This is a genomic window from Vibrio sp. SCSIO 43009, assembly GCF_023716525.1.
Classification (GTDB): domain Bacteria; phylum Pseudomonadota; class Gammaproteobacteria; order Enterobacterales; family Vibrionaceae; genus Vibrio; species Vibrio alginolyticus.
Genome location: NZ_CP071843.1, coordinates 110,585 through 133,594, shown reverse-complemented (window position 1 = coordinate 133,594; position 23,010 = coordinate 110,585). Strand labels below are relative to the sequence as shown.

General features: G+C 46.4%; 15 protein-coding genes. 5 read left to right on the top strand and 10 right to left on the bottom strand.

Features of this window, described 5'->3' with window-relative positions; translation table 11 throughout:
- The first annotated feature begins 187 nt into the window (after positions 1-187).
- Positions 188-4,177, top strand: a complete 3,990-nt coding sequence (pulA, locus tag J4N43_RS16275; protein ID WP_053350185.1) for a pullulanase-type alpha-1,6-glucosidase — start codon at positions 188-190, stop codon at positions 4,175-4,177.
- Positions 4,178-4,276: 99 nt separating this feature from the next.
- On the opposite strand, the gene J4N43_RS16270 is transcribed toward pulA, so the two are convergent.
- The 5 genes from J4N43_RS16270 to J4N43_RS16250 form a co-directional block, all read right to left on the bottom strand.
- Complete coding sequence (locus J4N43_RS16270) at positions 4,277-5,893, bottom strand: endonuclease (RefSeq protein WP_053350184.1); 1,617 nt, start codon at positions 5,891-5,893, stop codon at positions 4,277-4,279.
- A 331-nt stretch (positions 5,894-6,224) separates the two neighbouring features.
- The gene (locus J4N43_RS16265) at positions 6,225-7,838 is read right to left on the bottom strand and encodes an alpha-amylase family glycosyl hydrolase (RefSeq protein WP_053350183.1); all 1,614 of its coding nucleotides are present in this window, start codon (positions 7,836-7,838) and stop codon (positions 6,225-6,227) included.
- Positions 7,839-7,958: 120 nt separating this feature from the next.
- Positions 7,959-8,465, bottom strand: coding sequence for a hypothetical protein (locus J4N43_RS16260; protein WP_053350182.1), 507 nt, complete (start codon positions 8,463-8,465; stop codon positions 7,959-7,961).
- Between the two features lie 317 nt (positions 8,466-8,782).
- Complete coding sequence (locus J4N43_RS16255) at positions 8,783-9,592, bottom strand: MalM family protein (RefSeq protein WP_005374786.1); 810 nt, start codon at positions 9,590-9,592, stop codon at positions 8,783-8,785.
- Positions 9,593-9,692: 100 nt separating this feature from the next.
- On the bottom strand, positions 9,693-10,964 hold the full coding sequence (locus J4N43_RS16250; RefSeq protein ID WP_005374784.1) for a maltoporin: 1,272 nt from the start codon (positions 10,962-10,964) through the stop codon (positions 9,693-9,695).
- A gap of 446 nt (positions 10,965-11,410) precedes the next feature.
- Between J4N43_RS16250 and glgX the strand changes: the two genes are divergently transcribed.
- Entirely contained in the window at positions 11,411-13,402 is a 1,992-nt protein-coding gene (gene glgX, locus J4N43_RS16245) for a glycogen debranching protein GlgX (RefSeq protein WP_053350180.1), read from the top strand.
- A gap of 78 nt (positions 13,403-13,480) precedes the next feature.
- Here glgX and J4N43_RS16240 read toward each other — a convergent pair whose 3' ends face one another.
- On the bottom strand, positions 13,481-14,851 hold the full coding sequence (locus J4N43_RS16240) for an L-serine ammonia-lyase (RefSeq protein ID WP_053350179.1): 1,371 nt from the start codon (positions 14,849-14,851) through the stop codon (positions 13,481-13,483).
- 11 nt (positions 14,852-14,862) lie between these two features.
- Complete coding sequence (locus J4N43_RS16235; RefSeq protein WP_017634478.1) at positions 14,863-16,404, bottom strand: sodium:solute symporter family protein; 1,542 nt, start codon at positions 16,402-16,404, stop codon at positions 14,863-14,865.
- Between the two features lie 339 nt (positions 16,405-16,743).
- Between J4N43_RS16235 and J4N43_RS16230 the strand changes: the two genes are divergently transcribed.
- From J4N43_RS16230 to J4N43_RS16220, 3 genes are all read left to right on the top strand, one after another.
- Entirely contained in the window at positions 16,744-18,039 is a 1,296-nt protein-coding gene (locus tag J4N43_RS16230; protein WP_005374774.1) for an MFS transporter, read from the top strand.
- 101 nt (positions 18,040-18,140) lie between these two features.
- Complete coding sequence (locus J4N43_RS16225; RefSeq protein WP_053350178.1) at positions 18,141-19,157, top strand: nuclear transport factor 2 family protein; 1,017 nt, start codon at positions 18,141-18,143, stop codon at positions 19,155-19,157.
- A 177-nt stretch (positions 19,158-19,334) separates the two neighbouring features.
- A complete protein-coding gene (locus J4N43_RS16220; RefSeq protein ID WP_062730895.1) occupies positions 19,335-20,420 on the top strand; it encodes a porin in 1,086 nt (361 codons plus the stop codon).
- A 63-nt stretch (positions 20,421-20,483) separates the two neighbouring features.
- Here J4N43_RS16220 and J4N43_RS16215 read toward each other — a convergent pair whose 3' ends face one another.
- From J4N43_RS16215 to J4N43_RS16205, 3 genes are all read right to left on the bottom strand, one after another.
- Complete coding sequence (locus J4N43_RS16215; RefSeq protein WP_053350176.1) at positions 20,484-21,203, bottom strand: alpha/beta fold hydrolase; 720 nt, start codon at positions 21,201-21,203, stop codon at positions 20,484-20,486.
- A 1-nt stretch (position 21,204) separates the two neighbouring features.
- Positions 21,205-22,209 (bottom strand): cupin domain-containing protein, encoded by a 1,005-nt coding sequence (locus J4N43_RS16210; protein WP_025768658.1) that lies wholly within the window; start codon positions 22,207-22,209, stop codon positions 21,205-21,207.
- Between the two features lie 65 nt (positions 22,210-22,274).
- Complete coding sequence (locus J4N43_RS16205) at positions 22,275-23,009, bottom strand: SDR family NAD(P)-dependent oxidoreductase (RefSeq protein WP_025768659.1); 735 nt, start codon at positions 23,007-23,009, stop codon at positions 22,275-22,277.
- Position 23,010 lies beyond the last annotated feature (1 nt).

The following is a 23,010-nucleotide window of genomic DNA, read 5'->3' as shown; positions in this document are numbered from 1 at the left end:
TTTGCACCTGTAAAAAACTTAACAGCCTGCTCTCACATTTTGCTGATGATTCAGTGTATTAGCATCTAATTGAACATTTCCTTTTTTGGCATCTGCCTTTCTAGCGTGTGCAAAACCTTCTTGATGATTGAGTCAGCGAAGGCAGCGCGCAGCTCAATATCAATTCAATAACAATGGATTTGTAAACGTGGACAATAAGACATTTAAATTATCAACAATTGCCAAAACCGTACTGCCTTTGATTTCCGTCGCGGTAATCAGCGGTTGTGGTAGTGATAGCACGAACGAAGATACGACGAACCCTGGCTCAGGCTTGTACCCTGCGGGAGAGAACGAAGTCGTCATTTATTACAAACGTGACGTAGCATCAGCTTCAACAGCAAGCGACTACGAAGGTTGGGGCTTGCACCTATGGAACGGTGAGGGCTGTACCAGCACAGATTTAGACGCAATGGGCATTCCGGGAACAGGAACGGATTGGTCTGCGCCACACCCATTCGATGGCATCAACGACACCTACGGTGCTTACTACGTACTGAAAATAAACCCTGACGCCTCTGACCCACACGAATGCATGAACTTCATTCTGCACAAAGGTGATGAGAAAGCGTTCGGCAGCGCAAACTCAAAAGTAGAGTTGACGAAAATCGGCGAATCGAAAGGTTTGTTTGGCTTCCACGGCAGCAGTGAACTTTACTACGAGCCAATAGAAGAGCGCCCTGTTGATATTGATGGTCAAAAAGCCCATTGGTTAGACGCCAACACCATTGCATGGGAAGCGGCGACCAGTGCGGATTCCATGAAGCTGTTCTACAGCCTTAGCAATGACATCAAAATGGATGAAGACAAGCAAATCTCTGGCGGTACTGCGGTTGAGCTGACAAAAGCTGGTGAGTTATCTGATGGACTAAAATCACGCTTCCGTCACCTTGCTAGCCTTCAATCTGCGGGTATCGATGTCGATGACGCGACCTTGCGTACGATCCTGAAGTCACAAATCGTTATGGTGGCTTACAACGCAAATGGTGACGTCATTTCTGCAACTGAAGTGCAAAAACCGGGCGTTTTGGATGCGGTGTTTGCCGATTCCAAGGCAGGTAACGCGATCGGTCAAGAACTCGGTGCGATTGTGGAAGGCGGTGCCGCAACCTTCAAACTATGGGCACCAACTGCCCAAGATGTTGCTCTGATAATCTACGATGAAAACTTAGCAGAAGAAGCGACCGTTGCCATGACGGAAGACCCAGCAACAGGTATCTGGGTTTCTGAGGCACAAAGCAACGTTGTCAACAAATACTATCGCTACCAAGTTAAGGTATACCACCCAACAACTGGCGTCGTTGAAACGCGTTTGGTAACAGACCCATATTCAATGAGCTTGTCTAAGAACTCACGATACTCGCAAGTGGTTGATTTAGATGATCCAAGCTTAATGCCTCAAGATTGGAAAAACTACGCACGCCCAACGGTTAAAAAAGACGAAGACCACGTCCTTTACGAGTCACACATTCGTGATTTCAGCTTTAACGACAGCAAAGGCACACCAAGTCTTGATGGCAAATATCTGGCGCTTACAGAACCTGAGCGTGAGTCTGTATCTCACTTACAAGCCCTGAAAGATGCTGGCCTAACAACGCTACATATCCTGCCTGCGTTTGATATTGCAACCGTGGATGAAGACGCTGACCAGCGAGTCGATATCACCGACACCGTGGGTAAACTTTGTGGCATCAAGCCAGAAGCCTCCATTTGTGAGACCGAAGATGACGGCAAAGTGATTGAAGAGGTATTAAATAGCTACGACCCAACAACGGGCAAAGCACAAGCGTTGATGAACGATCTTCGCATGCTAGACAGCTTCAACTGGGGTTACGACCCTTACCACTACACCGTGCCAGAGGGCAGTTATGCGACCGATCCTAACGGGTCTAAGCGTATTCTTGAGTTCCGCGAAATGGTTCAAGCGACGCATAAAATGGATCTGAAACTGGTCATGGACGTCGTGTACAACCACACAAATGCATCTGGTGTGAACGAAAAATCAGTACTGGATAAGATTGTCCCTGGGTACTACCACCGCCTAAACGTCAACACTGGCGGCGTCGAAAACTCAACCTGTTGTGATAACACCGCAACCGAGAACTTGATGATGGGTAAACTAATGGTTGACTCATTGATGGTATGGGCGGATGACTATAAAGTCGATGGTTTCCGTTTTGACCTTATGGGCCACCAGCCGAAAGATGTGATGGTTTACGCACTTGAAAAAGTCCGTGAAATTGACCCGAATACCTTGTTCTACGGCGAAGGTTGGGACTTTGGTGAAGTCGCGCAAAACGCTCGCTTCGATCAGGCGACACAAGTCAACATGGCGGGGACAGAAATCGGTACTTTCTCTGATCGTCTGCGTGACGCAGTTCGTGGCGGAAGCCCGTTTGATGGCGGTGTAGATTCTGAAGGTAAGCACCCACTTCGCTTTAACCAAGGCTTTGGTAATGCTGCTTACCCTAACGAAGAAACCAAAACTGACGCAGAATCGGTGAATGGTCGTTTACACAACCAAGATCTGGTTCGTCTAGGTATGGCTGGTAACTTGGCTGACTACATCCTTCTTGATTACAAAGGCGAAACCAAGCTGGGTAAGAACGTTGATTACAATGGTGCGCCTGCAGGCTACACAAAAGTGCCATCAGAGAACATCTCTTACGTGTCTAAGCACGACAACCAAACATTGTGGGATAACAACGCCTACAAGATTGCGACAGGCACTTCATCTGCCGAGCGTGCACGTATGCAGTCTGTGTCCCTATCAACGGTGATGCTTGGTCAAGGCATTCCATTCATCCACATGGGTTCTGAGCTATTGCGCTCTAAATCTATGCAGCGCGACTCGTACGATTCTGGTGACTGGTTCAACCGTGTATTCTTCGACGGAAGCGACAATAACTGGAACGTTGGTCTACCACGTGAAGACAAAGACGGTGCAAACTGGGAGCTGATCAAAACCATCGTTGGTGACAGCACGGCGAAACCAGATTCAACCGACATCGAGCTGACTAAGCAACAATTCCTAGAGCTACTAAAAATCCGTAGCACAAGCGAACTATTTCGCCTAGATACCGCGCAAGAAGTGATGAACCGTGTGGACTTCCGCAACGTAGGGAAAGACCAAGTGGAAGGCTTGATTGTGATGTCTATCGACGATGGTACATCAGCAGGTGCCGATTTAGATTCGAACTACGATGCTGTTGTGGCCGTTGTGAACTCAACATCAACTGAGAAATCTTTCAAGGTTGCTGGCGCAACTGGTTTCGAGTTACATGAAGTTCAACAAAACTCTGCGGATGACACCGTGAAAGGTGCAAGCTTCACCAATGAAACGTTCACAGTACCAGCACTGACAACAGCGGTATTCGTACAGCCACAAGACGGCGCTCAAGGTGCTGGCCTACCAGTAAACACGGATAATAAAGACGTATCGAGTATTCCTCCTTACGGCGAAACCGTGGTTTACGTCAAAGGCACCATGAACGAGTGGTCAGATAGCAGTGACTGGGCGATGACCTTTATTGGCAACGGCATGTACTCTGTAACTGGCGTTCTTGAAGCAGGTGAACACGAGTTCAAATTCGCGGACTCTGGTTGGGCAAATCCAAACATCGGTTGTGAAGCTGCGAATATAGCTTCTGGTTCACTAGAATTAGGTTCAGAAGGTAACTGTAAGCTGTCTGTTGCTGAAACAGGTAAGTACAACTTCACTCTGAACGCGCTACATGTTCAAGATGAAAGCGTAGAAAAACCGGTCGTGTCAGTGACCAAATCAGCAGATGCACCAACATTCGGTGAAACTGCACTGTACCTACGTGGCACCATCACAAGTTGGGACACTCCAGCGCAAGATTCAGCAGCGAAGTTCAGCTACGTCGCTAATGATGTTTACTCGCTAGACATTGACCTAGCGGCGGGCAACTACGAGATGAAAGTTGCGAGCGCAGACTGGGCAGCAGACACCAACTTCGGTGGTGAAGGCAGTGTTGAACTTGGTAAAGGGCTGACGATGGAAGCCGGTGGCGGTAGCGCAAACCTAAAAATTGCGATTGCAGAAGCAGGAAATTACAACTTTCACTTCAATGCAGCTGACAAGTCAGCGCCAATCGTAACCGTTACGAAAAACTAGTTTCATTTGAAAACATCCATAATGAAAAAGGGGAAGCATCACGCTTCCCCTTTGTTTTATTGGCGTCACTAAATGGCGGATACCAAAATCAAGAAGGTGTTAGTTTCCCCAAATCTGTTCAACAAACTCAGGGTGATCAATGAATGGATTACGATTGCCCTGAAAATCAAACACTTGTTGATTGCGGTTTCGTTCTTTTTCACTAACGGGATCATTTTTGTGCCAACGTTTCAGCATGTTTAACATCCAAGGTTCAAAAACCGTTGAACTTGAACCATCAAGGACAGCATCCGCATTGCTTGAATTGCCTTCCCAGTTACCTACAACATTTTCATAGCGGGTTGCCATGTAGAAATAAGCACGGGCGAAGTCGCCCTTAAACTCATCAATCGGCTCAAACACCGTACCGGAGTAGCCCAGACTAGTGCTTGCTTGTCCAAGTTTAGAGCCATTACTAGACACGTAGGTCGCGGTGCCCACTTCACCAAATGGCCAATTACTGCGCTTCGCGTTTACATAACCATCGGTTGCAAACAAGTGATGACCGTCTGAGTTCATCGGCTCAACCTTACCGCCAAACCAGCTTTTCGGGAAAGAGTGCTCACGGTTGTAGCAATCCCCTTCCGTTTTGTATTGGCCACATTGGTCTGTGACTTTGGTAAAGCTTACTGTATCGCTACCAGATGGCTTTTCAGAATACATATCGAGAATAGAGCCATCATTTTCGTAACAACGATCAATATCGGCATCTTTTACCAAGGTCCAGACCGCAGAATAGCCTCGGCTGGAGTGATTATTGATAATGTTAAACAACGCTGTTTTTAGAGCGTATCCCGTCTTACCAGATGCCGCTTGATAGTAACCATCAACCACTGGTGGGGTCGTCGTTGTGTCACCTAAGTTAAAATCGGTGGTTTCACTTTTCGAGAATTCAGCGCCAGAAGCAAGAGTCTTATCTCCCTCAGTCAGCGTGTACGACCCCGCGCCACTGCCACAACAAATGCCATCACCATACTCGTCTTGAATCGTCAATTGGTAGTTACCGTCAGCTAAACACATGCTCTTTTCAATGGTGGTTGCTGACTCATATCCCTGACCAGAAAACAGTACTTCGGCTTGGTTGTTTTTTAACGTCCAGCTAGTTTCTGAACCATAATTATCTGTTGTGAGAGTCAAGACCACTTGGTGATCACTACAACTTTCTACAGGAGGTTGTGTACTCGTCTCAGTCGGTTGAAAATTATCGACGTAGACAACTTCTGAGCCATCAAAACTGGCTTCATCGTAAAAACGCAAACCGACGTTGATGGTCTTGTTCGAGCTCGCTGTGTAGTTGTGCGCGAGCTCTTGCCACTGGTTTATCTGTTGTGGGTTCGAGTAATTGTGATAACCATCAACCACCAGACGTGCTTTTACATTTCCTTCGGTATGATAAACCGAGACAGAAAACGGATAGGTTTTCCCTTGCTCCACATTAATGGTTTGCAAAAAGTCGGTGTTGCTTTGGGTACCTGTATTCACGACGACCTGGGCAGCCAGACCACCCGATTTGATTTGCTCGCTGCTTGGCGACACTGTAATGCCCGCGTCAATCTCTGACCACTGCGTAGGTACATTGCCATTCCACTGTTCAAAGTCACCGTTGATAATTTGGCTATATGCAAACGGAGAGCTAACAGCAGCAAGGAGACAGAGGGAGTTCGTTATGGATTTCATTATACTTTTCCATTAGTTATATAAATCCCAGACACGATAAACATATTAGTGGGGCATAAATAATCCTTCAGTCACATTTTTACGTTGCACAAGTGTTAATTTACTTTTTAATGTGCAGCTTATCTCACAAATATCCATCTGCTGAAAACAAACGCCAATACAAAAAGCGAAGCAACTTGTTGGCTACATCGTCGTAAAACCATTAAGGGAAAAGTAAAACAGACAGAAAAAAGCCAAGTGTGCGCCTATGGGGGTCAGCAACAACACTTGGCTTGTTTATAAGAAAGCTTGTGGTCAGCTCAACTGGTGAGCATCAATTCTGAATAATTCCTTAAGGTTTTACCGCAAAGAATCGTCCTTGTAGTGGCGACATCAGAATCTGATATTGACCATTACTCGGAGTAATTTTTTCATTCGTGAGCAAATCCACCAACTCACCAGTACCAACACTCTCCTGAGTAAGAGTGACGCTTCTAGCGCTCTCTAAGGTATTTAGCGCAAACAAGACTTTGTCCGAACCAGATTGTTTCAAATCCACATAACTGCCGTTACTCGCAACTAAATTCGTGCGTGACCCCTGATAAAGTGCAGGATGCGCATCGCGCATTGTCATCAGCGATGTCACATAAGATTTGAGATCGGCTTGGTTTGCATCAAGCGTCGCCGTCACGCCTTCAATTTTCGCACTGCTGCGCGCAACGTGATCATCGCACAAACCTTGAATGGCGCAGGTGCTGTTGTCTTGTTTTACGGCAAAACCATCCACTTGCTCCCCGATTTCATCACCGTAGTACAACGTGATTGGCCCTGTGTACGCCGCTTGGAAAGCAAACGCGGCTTTATGGCGTAACCAATATTCTACATCATTCACATCCGCCAAGTTTCCGCGCTGTAACAAGTCACCAAAGCGCACTAAATCATGGTTGCCGATCATCAAATTCGGCTGCGCATGTGTTGGATATTGGTTGTGTGTGCTGTAACCGTTGTCTAGCCAATCCACACCGCGACCACCCACGCCACTCTCATTCACGGCCAAAGTTTCAACGATGCGATAGCGCATAGGAAAATCAAATGCAGAGCACAGTGCCGGATCGCTGTTCGATCCATACGCCTCATTCGCGATCTCAGACTCCCCTTTCCAAATCTCTGCCACCATGTAACCCAACGGATTCACTTGTTCGCCTTTGCTATTGGTGTACGTCACACTTTGTGAGGCTTCATCGACGGCTTTACGAATTTGTGTCCAAGCGTCTGTCGGAACTTGATAGGCTTGATCTAAACGCCAGCCGTCAATCTTCAGTTCTTTGATCCAATACGTTGCCACTTCTTTGTAGAAATCGAGACTGGCCGGGTAATCAACGGGATTGCTCGATCCCGATGGCAACAAACCGGAGGGAGATGGTTTGATCAAACCATCTTTGTGATGACCAAATACACCATCAAAAAACACGTATAAGCCGCGTTTGTGTGCTTCCTCGACCAAGGTTCTCGCCGTTTCTAAATCACCAAAACGTGGATCAATGGTGAAGTAATCCGTTGCAAAGTAGCCCGTGGCATCCAGACGATCGGCCCAGTGTTCTTGGCCCGCTATCGCTTCCGATTCAAAAACTGGCGTCAACCAAATCGCGTTCATCCCTAAATCTTGGATGTAATCGAGTGAATCAATCACTCCTTGCAAATCGCCGTTATGATGGCTGGTGCCATAACCTGTACCGTGACCAATGCTCGCATCACCATCCACAAAACTCTCTACCATGATTTGATAAGTACGAAGTTGGTTACTTTGCGCCATGACATTGGCTTGGCAAGCATAACTGGTATCCGGTAGCGGAGTGCTGCTATTAGTGTCGCCACCACCAGAAGAATTACACGCAGATAAAGCACCAATCACACTTAACGCAAGCAACGATCGAGACAGGCGATGGTTACGTAGGATATTACGCATTTTATTCTCCCTAACTTACTCAAATAAACTAATGACATTTGAGTAATAAAATTAACCCCGACATGTGTTTCATGCAGGGGTTAATAAATAAAAATAGATTTTAAATAATTGAATGGAATATTATTGGCACTTATTTACCATGACATGAACAGGTTTACCTTTTCCTTCAAACTGAAGACTCCATACATATTTACCATCTTCTTTAATATCAACCGAAGTATCCGTACCATAACCACCAAATGTTAATGGTGTTAATTCACCAACGTTCATTCTATTACCTTTTGCGGTAAATTGTGGGAACCACAACTCGGTCGCGTACTGCATTTTGTAGGAGCCTACTTTTTCTTGAACCACGGCTTGGTAGAAATTATTCCCTTTGTAGGTGTATTGACGCTGAGACACGTGTTTCCAATCGGAATCCGCAAAAGTACCCACTACAAATAGTGGTTTAGAAATAGGTCCTTTCGCTGTGCTATCTGGGTTGTCACACGCTTTCATGAAAGCAACCACTTCGTCTTGAGACATATTAACAACAGGCTCTGCGGCCGCTTCTGGTTCTGCAGTCGATTGACAACCCACTAAGGCAACAAGTAGAGCAGCAGCAAGAGAGGTCTTCATCATGTTCATTTCACGTAATTCCTTTTTAGTATATCCAAAGTAAAATAAACTCAACGGTTAAAAGAAATATTAATCGTTATTAAAATGGAAATATCAAACGACAAATAAATATCGTCAGATTGTGAATTTAAATCACTTCGAGAAGTTTGTTTATTTCCTAAGTACACAAAATAAATTAGGAACTGCCATTAATTATTGATCCAACCTATATAAAAAACAAAGTAATAAAAATAATTATGTGAATAAGGTAACTCTATGTAGGGGTATTTTTATTACTTTATTTTCTATGAAAAAGGTCAGCATTTCGCTGACCTTTTTTTATCTGATTATTTTCTATTTACGGCTTTCACAAACACTTGTTGCGCACCTTCGATACCCAGTTCTTTTGCTTCATCAAGCAAAGTGAGCGCTTTCGGAATATCATTCGCTGCGACTGCCGCTTCAATTGAGCTGTAGTAGTAGCTAGTAAGGTCCGTACCTTGGGGAATGTTATCGTTTTTCGCAACAATCTTAGTATTCACAATATCATTCGCGGATACCGAAAAGCGGAACTGACCAAGTGGGCTATGTTTCGCTAGAGGGTCTGCAATATCTGGCGGCTGAGTGTGACGCGCCATGGCGAAGGCTTTTGCAGGGTGTAAAACTTGTGTACTTCCTTTTAGATCGGCGGAAGTCGTGTAAACCAACACATGCAGATCGTTACCTGTCATGTCTGGAATCACATTGAGATCAAGTACGAATTTATCATTGTCCAACAGTTTTGCTGGTTCGTACTTAAACTTTGAAAAATCTGCTTGGTAAATGGTTTCTCCTGCCGAGTTCATCACTGCGACATTAGGAGCATAAAATTGAAGTTCTTTACTTACGAATGTCTCTAATTTGATATCGAGACTGCCACGGTTACCTGGAAGAGCAAACGCTGCAATAGCGCCAGCACTGTTACCATCCAACAACATTTGGCTTTTATCAGTCAAAGCGAATTCAGTAACCACAGGCACGTTAAGCGGTACCCATTGAATATCACCCGATTGCGTGATCACTTGTTGCTGACCTTTTGGACTCATCTCTACTTGTTCTACAGACGCACAACCAGTAGCCAACATGCCCAGCAGTACGGGAGCAAGCCATTTTTTCATTACTGTCTACCTCGACTCTTTATTGTTTTTTAAATAAATACAGCCAGATAAGTTCTGGCTGTATCATTCTAGGACAATTTAGGACTTAGTGGCTAGATGATTACCACCAAGCTTCAGCTTGTACACCGAATTGGAACGTATCGTCTGAACGACCGTTGTCAAATGTGTTTGAGTTGTCTTCTTTGTCAGCCGTTAGGTAAGAAGCGTAAACACGGATTTCAGGACGAGCCCAGAAGCTAGAGCCAGCAGACCATGCTTGAGCAACAGTTAGCTTACCGTATTTGTTTTCTTCGCCGTCGTTATCGTCGATAGCGTAACCAGCTTCGAAGATAGTTTTGTGGTTGTCATCCCATTTGTACATTGGACGAACAACAACAGACATTGTTTCCCACTTGTCTTGGCCAGCCCACATGTCTTCACCAACACCGTACACTAACTGGTGACCCATTTCCCAGCTGTCGCCCATGCCGATTACACCCCAGTTGATTAGGCGGTAACCAGATGCACCGTTGTCAGCTTCTGCGCCGTACCAGCTACCGTCGCCGTAGAATGCCATTGTTTTAGAGTAACCTTCAGTACCGTACTGAAGCACTGTTTTGTTGAAACCAGCGTCTAGACCTTGAGTCAATTCAGCTGTGAACATTACGCCGTTTTTCGCATCTTTAGTGCCGTTTGGCGCAGCGTCAGTTTCGTTAAGAATTGCGTAGTTCAAGCCCATTTCTAGAGAACCGTTGTCCCATAGAGGAAGACCTGCGTAACGTACGTCTAGAGTGTTTACGTTTGTTGCGCCACCATCGTTGCCTGGGTCTGCGATATCGCCGCGGTCGTTACGAACCCAAGCGAAAGAAACTTTACCAGGACCAGCTTCGATACCTTCAACACCAGCGCCCGCGCCAGAGATGTTCCAGTAGTAGAAGTCAGAGATATGAATGTCGTGACGTTGGTAGTAGCGTTTACCTGCCCAAAGCGTTGCTTCAGGAGCAAAGTTTAGTAGGCCTTTAGCTTGAACGTTGAACTGACGTAGTGCGAATTGTGCATCGTCTACACATTTCACTTCGCCGTTATCCAAACCACAGTTAGCAGAAGTGCTTTCCCAGTCGTTTGAACCATTAGAAGTCATTGCAACCATAGAGTCTACGTAGAACGTTTTGCCGTTGTTGTTGTAAACTTCTTTACCTAGTTGAATCTCGCCGTAGATATCGCTTTCATTACCTAGACGACCGATCTTGTTCTTTTCGAATGTTAATTGTTGACCACCGTCAGCGTTCACGCCAACGCCAGCACGCATGTAACCGTGGAAATCCACTGCGAATGCAGAACCAGCAGCTAAAGTTGCAGCTACAGCAGCAGCAATTGCACTTACTTTTTTCATTCTTAACTCCATTAAGGGTATTTATAATTCTGTCTTCCCTGCTCACTCTTTTAGGTGAATATAGGCAGTAAAAACACACCTAAAGAAAGAGAGGTAAGATGGGAACGAATCCCCGTTTGTTTCAACAGTTGTGAGATTACCCGAGGCGTACAAGGATGACTTCCTCCGCCCTAAACTAATTTAAGGGGGATGAGAAGGGAGTAGAAAATTTACCGAATGGTGTTTTTTCGAGTCAGATCACCAATCTAGGGAGGAATTAGTAAGTTTGTTCGGTTTTGAGCCGCTACAAAGTGATAGCCATTTCATATTTTTGACTCTAAGCCGTCACATAAAGTAATTAAATTACACGAATATTTTTATATTTAGGGTGGTTGACCTTAGTAAGACAAAGTTTTTAACTTATAGTTTCCTAAAGGTAGCAATAAATATTAAATAAAGTATCTCCGATGACACGACTTCTCTCTCGCCCCTACCCCCTGGGCGCAACATTGAATAAAGAAGGCTGTAACTTCTCTATTCATGCTCCGGGCGTAAAAGACATTCAACTGGCATTGTTTGCAGACGATGGCAGCTACGAGCTTCGCGGTTTACCGAATGAATACGCTGGCATACGTCATACTTTTATTCCAGATATTGAGCCGGGGCAAAAATACGGTTATCTTGTCTCCCACAAGGACGAGCCACTGTTAATTTCTGATCCGTACGCAAAATCAATAGATAAAGCCCTCCACTATCATCCTCCCTACTCTCCAGCCAAAAGTTTCGATATGCCGAAGTGCGTCGTTATCGAAGATGATTTTGACTGGCAAAACACGGATCACCCGCGTATACCCAGAGAAGAGATGGTGTTGTTTGAGACGCACGTCAAAGGGATTACCCAACGCCACCCAGAGGTTGAGGACAAGCTGAGGGGGCGCTATTTAGGTCTTGCATCACCTGAAATGCTGGCCTTTTACAAACAGCAAAACATCAACACGCTGCAATTGCTACCTGTCGCAGCATGCATGCATGAGCCTCACCTACTAGAGATGGAAAAGGTCAATTATTGGGGATACAACCCTTATCTCTTTATGGTGCCCGATCCGCGCTACGCAGAACAAGACGCCGTTACGGAATTAAAAACAACAATTCGCGAATTGCATAAAAACGGCATCGAAGTGATTCTCGACGTGGTTTACAACCACACTGCTGAAGGTGGTGAAGGGCCTACAATTTTCAACCTGAAAGCCCTCGACTCCTGTTTTTACATCAAACATGGCAACCACTTCGCCAATTACACTGGCTGCGGAAATACAGTGGATCTCACCTACCAACCAGCCTTAAACCTTGTGATGGATACATTGCGCTACTGGGTTAGCGAATTTAAAGTCGATGGCTTCCGTTTTGACTTGGCTGCAACGTTAGGTCGACAGGGCGATGATTACAACCCAGAAGCAGCTTTCTTTAAAGCCGTTGCGCAAGACCCAATTTTGCGTGAAACCAAATTGATTGCCGAGCCTTGGGATATTGGTCCAAATGGCTACCAAGTGGGTAACTTTCCATTTGGTTGGAACGAATGTAATGACAAACTGCGTGATATTTCCCGCAGTTTTTGGCGCGGTGATCAAGGCTATTTAAAAGAGTTTGCCACTCGATTAATGGGCTCTCGTGACATTTATAGTGCAGCGAACTGGCCATACAAACTCACCGTAAATTACATCACGTATCACGATGGCTTCACACTGCAAGATTTAGTGTCTTACAAGCACAAACATAACGAAGCCAATGGCGAAGAAAATCGCGACGGTCACGGCGACAATCGTTCAGAAAACTACGGTGTTGAAGGCGAGACCGAAAATCTGATGATCATCGCCACGCGTGAGAAGCAAAAACGCAACCTTATTGCTAGCTTGCTGTTTGCCTTCGGTATCCCACACATTCTCACTGCTGATGTTCTGTCTCACACCCAAGGCGGTAACAATAATGCCTATTGCCAAGACAACGAAACCAGTTGGCTGAACTGGGAAGAGACAGAACGTAAGCAACATTTCAAAGCATGGATGTCACAAATGGTCGCCAACCGAAATCAATACATGGTGCCATTTATCCGAGCTTTCAGTGGCGAAAACCGCAATAACAACCGCATTTTCTGGCGCCGAACAGACGGTCGCTTAATGGAGCACGATGATTGGAACCGTTTAAGCTCTGTCGCACTTCACCTTGGTATCGGTAAAGAAGGACAAGAGTTGGTCTACCTCATCAACCAAACTAACGCCACAGCGCGCTTTAAGCTCCCCAATGAGCGAAAGCAAGAATGGGTGACGATCTGTGATACAAACGTACGTAACCTCAACCCAGGACATGCTGAAGGCGAAGTCTTGCTGTCACCCACCTCGATGGTGATTTTGCACTATCAACCAAACCAAAGCACACCAAAAGGTGAGCAAACGCATAGCTAAATTATAAACGTTCCAAAAAAGGAAAGCCGATGCATCTCAGTGCTTCGGCTTTTTTGTTGGTTAGATGTGCCTAACTCATTATTCGCAAGGCGGCGCTAGGTGAATCAAAGCTAACCCACCCTGTGACGTCTCGCGGTATTTCTTGTTCATGTCCTTGCCCGTTTGGTACATGGTTTCAATCACCTTATCCAACGAGATCAAACATTTACTATTACGCTTTAGTGCCATGCGAGATGCATTGATCGCTTTCATTGCACCCATTGCATTACGCTCAATACACGGTACTTGCACTAAGCCACCAATTGGGTCACAAGTCATGCCTAGTGAGTGCTCCATGGCGATCTCGGCCGCAATACAAATTTGCTCATTGCTGCCACCACGTAGCGCGGTCAAGCCAGCTGCCGCCATGGAAGAAGACACGCCAACTTCGCCCTGACAACCCACTTCGGCACCCGAGATAGACGCATTGGTTTTGTACAAAATTCCAATCGTACCGGATACAGCAAGGAAGTCTTTAAGCTGTTTAGTATCAAGCTCTTTGATGAAGCGATGGTAGTACATCAATACCGCAGGAATCACACCCGCCGCACCATTAGTTGGCGACGTTACGACTTGTCCACCAGCCGCGTTTTCTTCACTCACAGCAAAAGCAAACAGGTTAATCCAATCCATGATTTCCATTGGATCGTTTTCAATCGCTGCATTTGCTTCAAGCTTCTTCAGCAAGTTAGGCGCACGGCGGGTCACGTTCAAGCCGCCATCCAAGATACCTTCTGTCTCGAAACCGCGCTCCATGCAACGCGTCATCACACGCCAGATCTGCTCTGCGCGTTGATTGATGGCTTCCATATTCTGAAACGCTTGTTCGTTTTTCAGAATCATACCGCCGAGGCTCATGCCGTTCTTCTCAGCCTGTGCCAACATTTCGTCCGCGCTGGAGAATGGGAACTCAACTTCTACAGTCGCAGTCGTACTGCCATTTTGCAGTTCATCTGCCGTTGCGATGAAACCACCACCGATAGAGTAGTAAGTTTCAAACCCAACCTGATTGCCATGCGCATCTAACGCAGTAATCGTCATGCCATTCTCATGCAGAGGAAGGTTCTCTTCGTGGAACAACATATCCGTTTTGTAGTTGAATTCGATTTCATGACGGCCATCGACAGACATCATGCCCTCTTCAATCGCCTTGCGCATCGCTTTGTTCGCAGAAGCAATTTTGATGGTATCTGGTTTGTTACCCAACAGACCCAAAATCGTTGCACGGTCAGTATGGTGACCAATCCCCGTTAACGAGAGTGAGCCGTATAAATCAACTTGAATACGAACCACTTTTGCCAAGTTCGATTCAATCAAACGAGTGAAGTGGTAACCCGCGATCATTGGACCATTGGTGTGAGAGCTAGAAGGGCCCACACCAATCTTGTAAATATCAAAGATGGACAGCATAAACTTACCTATTACGACAATGCAGCATAAAGCCAATCAGGGAGAACCATACAAGCAGCGATGGTCGCCACAGCGAACACCAACAGCCCATAATGGCTTGCGGTTGGCTTTGCAAAAAGATGTTTTTGATTATTGATAAAAATTTGTTGCTCGGCAGTCACAGCGCCCCAACGACGGCTCACTAACACACCAAACAAAAGGAAGACAAACGTACCAATTGGCGCGAACCACGGCCAAGCCACGTCGAGATACATCGCAGTAAACACCGCAATCACACTCATGATACTGCCAACGATCACGCCTTTCTCATTGGCTTTCGCCCAGAATAAACCAAGCACGAATGAACCCAAACGGATACCAACAAAGATAGAAGTCAGACTAGCGATGGTTTTGAGTACCGATTCATTCGATACCGCCAGAAGAGCTGGCACTACCACCATGGCCGCAGCGAGCAAACTCATCTTTCTTGCGACTTTTTCGTAGTGCTCATCATCGGCACTCTTGCGAACGAAACGCTTGTAGATATCGAACGTCGCGACAGTCGCCATTGAGTTGTAGGTCGAGTCCAAGGTCGACATTGCGGCCGCCGCCAATGCGGAAATGATCAAACCAACGACTATTGGGTTAGTGTGGTTGAAGACGAAATCCAAAATCACTTCGTTGCTGTTTTCAAATGATTGATCTTGATAGAAAACACTCAAAAGAACACCGAGTACCGCGAAGAACAAGTACACGAAAAACGCACCGTAACCACACAACAGCATCGACTTCTGCGCCGTCTTTTCACATCTCGTCGCTAACGTGCGTTGGATGATCAATTGGTTGGTGCCGTACACACTCAAATGCAAAAAGCTCACGGCAACCACGCCAGCCCAGAGTGTGGTATCTACGCCTAAATCAAAGTCTAAGTTGATGATATTCAGGTGATTACGAGAAAGGTAATCTGCCGCATTAATCTCTGTCATTAGAATGGCAAAGATAGCGATGCTGCCTGCTACCAATACTGCAGATTGCAACATATCGGTCCAGATAACCGTGGAAATTCCGCCCGCATAGGTATAGCAAGCGGTGAAAATACTAATGTAGATAATGGCTTCAGAAATACTGATAGGCAGAACTTGCACTAAGATCAGCGCCACGGCATACAAAATCACACCCGCAGAGATACATTGAACCACAATGAACACAATCGAGTTGATGGTTCTTGCATACACCCCAAAGCGGTGCTCAAGGTATTCATAAATCGAAGTCAAGCCCAGCTTATAGAAGACAGGCACAAAGAAAATGACGGTGAAAAAGATAACGATGGGATAGTTAAGGTGAATACTCATCGCTTCCATGCCAGAGCTATAAACCCAACCAGGCATCCCTACAAACGTCATCGCACTAATGTAAGTCGCAAGTATCGAAACACCCGCCGTAAACCAGCCAAATTGCTTTCCACCCGTAGAAAAGTCGCCACCATTGCTGTAGCGCTTGTTCACTAAATAGCTGATTAATATGGTGATTAACACGTATAACGCAATCACCACAAAACTTGAGTACGTAACCATTTCAGGGTTTCCATAATTCTGGGTGCTAATTATTTGTGCTTGGATATTACTTTAAAAAAGCATATCTAAACGATAATCCCGCCATAACTGTGACTATAATCACCAATATAGACGGTTATATATTCAAAAATGCCAAAAAGACCGATTTAATGAGACTCCCATCACTAAAAATCACAAATTGGGTACGCATTCATTTTAAAATTGATATTGATCACGGATCTAATGACCTTAAAAAAACTATGATTCACCACGACACGAAATCGAAGATGATCCCAATAAGATCGTGTTCTTTAAGTTTGAATAGCAACAAATCCTAAGTGAAATAGAGGTTTATCGGTCATGAATGCCAAAAGACACATGAGCGAAGTTCCTATGATTCAAAGGGTAGCTGCCTATCTAGCAATACTGGTTGGTTACTTTTTCTATTGTTATAACTTTGTAATTATTGACTACGTACGCCCATACATCGTTGAAGCGTATGATGGTATTAGCCTGTCAGACACTGCCCAGTTCTATACATGGCAGTCGGTTGGTGCACTTATCGGTGCATTGAGCTGTGCTTGGTTCGCAACAAAATTTGGTAAGAAATCCACTCTTATTACCATCACAGCCCTAAACGGTGGCGCAACGATCATCAATATGATGTTCACCGACTACACAACATGGGCAGCAATGCGTTTCATCATTGGTTTGTCACTGGGTGGTTACTTCACCGTGGCAGTAAGCTTGATGATCGGCCTATTTACGCCAACGGTACGTGGTAAGTTGACGGCATTCGCGTCTTCTATGTTCTCTGTAGCACTGATGGTAATGGGTGCGTATGCAGCATTTATTGCAAGTATTGATGCACCATGGGAAAGCCTAATGCTTGTCGGTGGTATCCCACCATTGGCAGCGGCTGTTGTCATGATCTTTGTACTACCTAGCGACAGCAAAGTGATCGCTTACGGTGAAGAAGAGCAAGCAAAAGCAGAAGAATCAGATGCACCAGCGAAAAAAGGCTCTTGGGGCGAAATGCTAAGCAAGCCTTACCGTAAGATCACTCTAACGTGTCTATTACTGGCTGGCCTTAACTTCTACGGTTTCCAATTCTTTGGTGGCTTCGTAACCACATACCTACGTGATGTACGTATGTTCGACGGTGCAACCATCGGTCTCATCTTCTCTATCTCAGCATTTGGTTCACTGTTTGGTGCGTGGTTCTGGGGTTGGGTAGCTGACAAATTCGGTCGTAAGGTGAACGCATTTGGCTTCATCCTAGCGGGCATCATGGTTTCAATCTTCTTTGTTGCACCTGGCGACATGGTGATTGGCGGCCTAAACATGCTGGCTCTACTTGGTCTGATTTACAACTTCGGTCTGTCTTCTTCTGCGGTATGGGGTGGTTACTTCTCAGAACTGTTCCCAGCACACCTACGTAGCTACGGCGCAGCGCTATTCCACGGCGGTCGTATCCTCGGTATGTGGGCACCAATGGTACTTATCTTCATCCAAGAGCGTACCGACCTACAAACCGCAATGTGGGGTTCACCAATCGTATGGATCCTTGCTGGTCTTCTATGGCTATCACTGCCAGAGACACTAAAAGGCGGCGTGTTCGATAAGAGCAAAAAAGCCGAAGCAGCAAAAGCGTAACTGAATTTCAAAAACTCCGGCTGGCTCCCCGGCCGGATGAAAAAACTTAGTTTCGAGTCCTGTTCCCAAAGCCGACTCGACAGCAAATAAGAGAGTTTATTATGTCTAAATATCAAGAAGCAAAACGCGTTGTACGTGAATACTTCAGCGCAATGGAAAACGCAACTCACGAGAACGTGGCAGAAGTACTAAAAGCACATACTTCAAAAGATTACCTATGGCGTGGTGTTTACCCATTCCGTGAGCAACAAGGCGCTCAAGCAGCGGCTGACGTTTTCTGGGCTCCTTTGATGAAATCAATGACTCGCATGCAGCGTCGTCAAGACATCTTCATCGGTGGTGAGAACGAAGTAACATCAGGTGAAATCTGGGTAATGAGCATGGGTCACTTCATGGGTCTATTCGACGCTGAATACCTAGGCATGCGCCCAACTGGCAAAATCATGAACATCCGTTACGCAGAGTTTAACTGTGTTGAAAACGGCAAGATCACTAAGACTGGCCTATTCCTAGACCTTCTAGGTGCGATGGACCAAGCGGGTTGTTACCCACTACCACCATCAACAGGTAAGCACTTCGTATACCCTGGTCCTCGTAACCACGACGGTCTACTGTTCGAAGACGCAGCACCAGAAGAAGGCGTAGCAACACTAGCACTAGTGAACAAGATGGTTGATGACCTATCTGCACTAAACGACAGCGGTGCTATGGGTTGCCCACCAGAAGTTCTTGAGAAGAGCTGGTCTAAAGACATGATCTGGTACGGTCCATGTGGTATCGGTGCGTCTTACACAATCCCTCGTTACCAACAGCAGCACCAATTGCCGTTCCGTAACAACCTGAAAGACAAGAAGTTTAACGGCCACGTATGTCGTTTCGCAGAAGGTAACTTCTCTTGTTTCTTCGGCTGGCCAAACCTATCTAACACGCCAATCGGTGGTTTCCTAGGTATGACAGGCGGTGAAGTACGTGCAGACATGCAAGTGGTTGACGTTTACTACCGTGACGGCGACAAGCTATCTGAGAACTGGGTACTGATCGACCTTCCTTACTGGCTAAAACAGCAAGGTCTAGACGTGTTCGAGCGTACTCAACAGATCCTAAACCCTTCTCTATAAGAAGTCCTAGGGGCGGATTGTCAACCCGCCTTTATGTTGCCTGAATCCCCTCTCGGTTCAGGCGACATGCTCCCAACTCGTGCCTCAAGGATGGGGCACAACCTCAAGATAGAACCCTTATTCAAAACGGGCATGAACGCACGGTGGCTTTCTGCGCCCTGAATAATGAGATTGATGATGAAAAAGTCGACCCTTTCTGCAGTGATTTTAGCAGCGCTTACTTCTAGCTCAGCCTTTGCTGCACACACTTTTGTTAATGACGCTGGCGACAGCCTAACCATCGATGGCCGTTTCGATCTTCGCTACCAAGACCGTGGCGGTGATGACAACGGCGAATGGAACAGCGGCAGCTCACGTTTCGGTTTGAAAGGCCAAATGGGTCTGGATAACGGCTGGACTGGTTTCGGTCACGCGGAATGGGGCTACAACTCTGGCGCGAACGGCGACAACATTTACGACCGCTTGCTATACGCAGGTGTTGATCACGAAAAATACGGCAAGATTGCTGCGGGTACTAAGCAGTGGTCTACCTTCTACGACGTAGCATGGTACACCGATTTAGGTCGTGTATTCGGTACTCGTGGCTCAGGTGTTTACAACCTAGCTGACTGGGGTATCGCATCCGGTGCTGGTCGTGCGGAAAACTCAATTACGTACCGTAATTCAATTAATGAAAAAGTGAGCTACGGCTTTACTTACCAAACCACGCGTGAAGATGTTGCTCTAGCAAGCAATGCGACAGCCTCACTGAAAAACGGCATGGGTGCGTCTATCACTTACAAACCCGTTGATGGCGTAACACTTGGTGCGGCTTACCATCAAAATGAAGTTGCGGATCTAGACGCAAGCGTGGTTGGCGTAGAAAACGGCGACAACATGCGCATCATGCTATTGGGCGCAAACTACAGCAACGGTGGCTTCTACGCAGGTGCGACTTTCCACGTTGGTGAAAACTGGGAAGCAGTGAGCCAAGGCGGTACGGACGTAATGTTCGATACCCTAGGTGGCGAAATCTACACTTACTACCACTTCGACAACGGCCTACGCCCAACGTTGAACTACAACTACATGGAAGATCGCGGTGACGAGACGCAAGGTTACGAGCGTAACTTGCTGATTCCTGGTGTTGAATACCACTTCCAGAAGAACAAATTCCTAGTTTGGACTGAATACCAATTCGACCTAGGTAAAGATCAGTACGATGGCAGCAAATTCGAAAATCGTGATGATCAATTCGCGGCAGGTATTCGCTACTACTTCTGATAATACTCATCGCTCACCACCTATACCCAAGTAGCCTTAAGGTGGTGAGTGATGAAGTTCTTATCAACACAAAGCAAAGTTATCTTGAAGCCAAGTAGTCATCACTTCACTAACCATTAAAGGCTGCTCCAGCGTAGATAGATGCCCACACTCAGGGATAACATGAAGCGTGACGTTTGGGATGCATCTCTCCATGAGCAGGTGATTGTCTAGCGGACAAAGCTTATCTTCTTTACCTGTTATCACCAACGTAGGAACTTGAATGTCCGCCAATAAAGGTCGAGCATCCGGGCGAGTTGCTAACGCTTTAGCATGCGCTTCAAATGCCTCCAAACCTACATTGACCGCCATGCCTTCAATACGCTCTGTCAACACTTTGTCTTGCAAACGGCTGGGATGAATCAGCACAGGCATCAGAGTGTCAGGCGTAATGCGTTCAAACTCACCACTTAACGCACGGCTAACCAGTGCATCACGCTTTTGTGTCACCTCTGGCTTTTCATCTGCTGCATTGGTATCCATGAGGATCAAGCCTTTGACTCTGTTTGGCGCTTGACGGTACACCTCAAAGGCAAGAATCCCACCCATTGATAAGCCACCCAAGACAAACTCCTGCGGTGCGTCTTGCAACACTCTCTGCGCCAGCTGTTCCATTGACGGCAATGAAGCCAGCGTCGGGCATGAAGGCTCAACCCAACTTGGCAACGCTCGGTTGACTTCCTCAAACAATGTGCCATCACAAAGTAGTCCGGGTAGCCAAACTAACGAGGTGGGTTGCGTCATTTTATTCTCCTGCCAGCGGCTTTGGTTGATCAGAGCCAAGAATGCAATACGTCAAACTATTACCACGCAAGTTCGTCAGTGAGTATGACGCACCTTCTGGAACATTCAGCACATCACCGCGCGTTAAAACAACATTAGCTTGTTCGCCTTGATGCGTGAGGACCACCTCTGTATCGCCATCAAAGTTGATAAGTACTTGTTTTTCTTCTCGGCAGTGTTGAGGAATCGAGCCACCTTCAGAAAGCTCATAAGCCATGATGCTCACTTCATCTTCACTCTTTACTTGGAAGTCATAACTCGCCAAAGGATGACCCGTTAAGGCGTATTGTTTCACGTTGCTTCCGCCGAAATCGCCTTTGATTTCACGATAATCTTTTTGCAGAGCGACAAATGGCATCATCTCTTCTGCGGTGTAGGTATCGAAGGTCGCGAGCTCTTCTTCGGTAAGCAGCGGCATCAATTCTGATTCTTGTGGCACCGGGTCGCCATTAATGGTGTCCACGAGTGTGCCATCGGCTTTGAGGTATAAACCATAACCTTGACTGTCTTTAATAACGTTTGGATGCCAAATAACGCCGCCACCTGAATCGTCGCCGCCAAGTACCGAGAACATAAAGCCGTAATCGCGGCCAACCACTTCAAATCCACGGAAGAGATTGGTTGGAATCGAGATGACGTCACCGTGAGACAACACCGCCTCATGCTCTCCATCGTTCCCCCAATAAAAACGGAACTGACCTTTGAACACCAAGAAAAGCTCGGCGGTACGATGAGAGTGCAACGAATTTTTGATGCCCGGCGGTTGGCCTGCGGCACCAATGTTAAAGCCCGCCGTATCGCGAATATGAACATGCTGACGACTGCTCTCTGCCACCCCAGCACCGATAATGCAAAAGTTATCTTTGAGATCACTGCCTGGCGTGCGCGCATCAATAAACGCACTCGTACCCGGAATCAGTTCCATGTAGCGGACCAGGTTATTATTCATTTTAGATTGTAGAGTCATTGTAAATCCTTGTTGTCCTTGTTTGGACCTAGCCTTTGAATTGTTAGTTACAAACCTAAAGTGTGTTACAGACCTAAAGGTCGCCCACCATCAACCGCGATGGTATTGCCTGTCGAGAAGGTCAGAAGATCTGCCGCGGCGTACACGGCTTGAGCGACTTCTTCATCATTGGCTAAACGCTTAAGCGGTGTGGATTGTTCTTGTTGATTACGCCATGCGTCATCCAAGCCTTTGACAAACTCAGTGTCGACAAGCCCTGGAGCAACAGCCAAAACGCGAACCTCGGGAGACAGAGCGCGAGCTAAAGAACGGGTCATGTTCTCCGCGGCAGATTTACTTGCACAGTAAGCAATGTTGCTCCCCATCGCAGTCTGTGCCGCGATAGAAGTAATGTTCACCACACAACCATTGGCTTGCTTAAGCCAAGGCTCAAACGCTCGAACCATGGCAAAAGGCGCACGGACGTTCACTTGGAAAATTTGGTCAAACAGCTGGTCATCTAAACTTTGCAAATCAGAGTGCGCGACGAATTTCGTCATCCCCGCACAGTTGACCAACAAATCCAGCTTGTCGCTTATTTCACTGACTTGATGTTTAAGCTGTTCAATCGCACTAGAATCTGCCACGTTCAATTTGAATGCTAGATGCTCGTTACGTGGCAGCGAGGAAAGCACATCCTCGGCCGCTTTCTGATTACTGTTGTAAGTCAGAATTACGCGATATCCCGATTCAGCTAGCTTGCGACAAATGGCGGCACCCAGTCCGCCACTGCCGCCTGTGACTAAGGCAAGTTTCGACATA

What these genes read in the sequence shown, in the direction of transcription:
- glgX (WP_053350180.1), top strand. Translation starts at nt 11,411, where the DNA reads ATGACACGACTTCTCTCTCGCCCCTACCCCCTGGGCGCAACATTGAAT.
- J4N43_RS16210 (WP_025768658.1), bottom strand. Translation starts at nt 22,209, where the DNA reads ATGACTCTACAATCTAAAATGAATAATAACCTGGTCCGCTACATGGAA.
- J4N43_RS16265 (WP_053350183.1), bottom strand. Translation starts at nt 7,838, where the DNA reads ATGCGTAATATCCTACGTAACCATCGCCTGTCTCGATCGTTGCTTGCG.
- J4N43_RS16260 (WP_053350182.1), bottom strand. Translation starts at nt 8,465, where the DNA reads ATGAACATGATGAAGACCTCTCTTGCTGCTGCTCTACTTGTTGCCTTA.
- J4N43_RS16220 (WP_062730895.1), top strand. Translation starts at nt 19,335, where the DNA reads ATGAAAAAGTCGACCCTTTCTGCAGTGATTTTAGCAGCGCTTACTTCT.
- J4N43_RS16225 (WP_053350178.1), top strand. Translation starts at nt 18,141, where the DNA reads ATGTCTAAATATCAAGAAGCAAAACGCGTTGTACGTGAATACTTCAGC.
- J4N43_RS16205 (WP_025768659.1), bottom strand. Translation starts at nt 23,009, where the DNA reads ATGTCGAAACTTGCCTTAGTCACAGGCGGCAGTGGCGGACTGGGTGCC.
- J4N43_RS16240 (WP_053350179.1), bottom strand. Translation starts at nt 14,851, where the DNA reads ATGCTGTCCATCTTTGATATTTACAAGATTGGTGTGGGCCCTTCTAGC.
- J4N43_RS16270 (WP_053350184.1), bottom strand. Translation starts at nt 5,893, where the DNA reads ATGAAATCCATAACGAACTCCCTCTGTCTCCTTGCTGCTGTTAGCTCT.
- J4N43_RS16235 (WP_017634478.1), bottom strand. Translation starts at nt 16,404, where the DNA reads ATGGTTACGTACTCAAGTTTTGTGGTGATTGCGTTATACGTGTTAATC.
- J4N43_RS16255 (WP_005374786.1), bottom strand. Translation starts at nt 9,592, where the DNA reads ATGAAAAAATGGCTTGCTCCCGTACTGCTGGGCATGTTGGCTACTGGT.
- J4N43_RS16250 (WP_005374784.1), bottom strand. Translation starts at nt 10,964, where the DNA reads ATGAAAAAAGTAAGTGCAATTGCTGCTGCTGTAGCTGCAACTTTAGCT.
- J4N43_RS16215 (WP_053350176.1), bottom strand. Translation starts at nt 21,203, where the DNA reads ATGACGCAACCCACCTCGTTAGTTTGGCTACCCGGACTACTTTGTGAT.
- J4N43_RS16230 (WP_005374774.1), top strand. Translation starts at nt 16,744, where the DNA reads ATGAATGCCAAAAGACACATGAGCGAAGTTCCTATGATTCAAAGGGTA.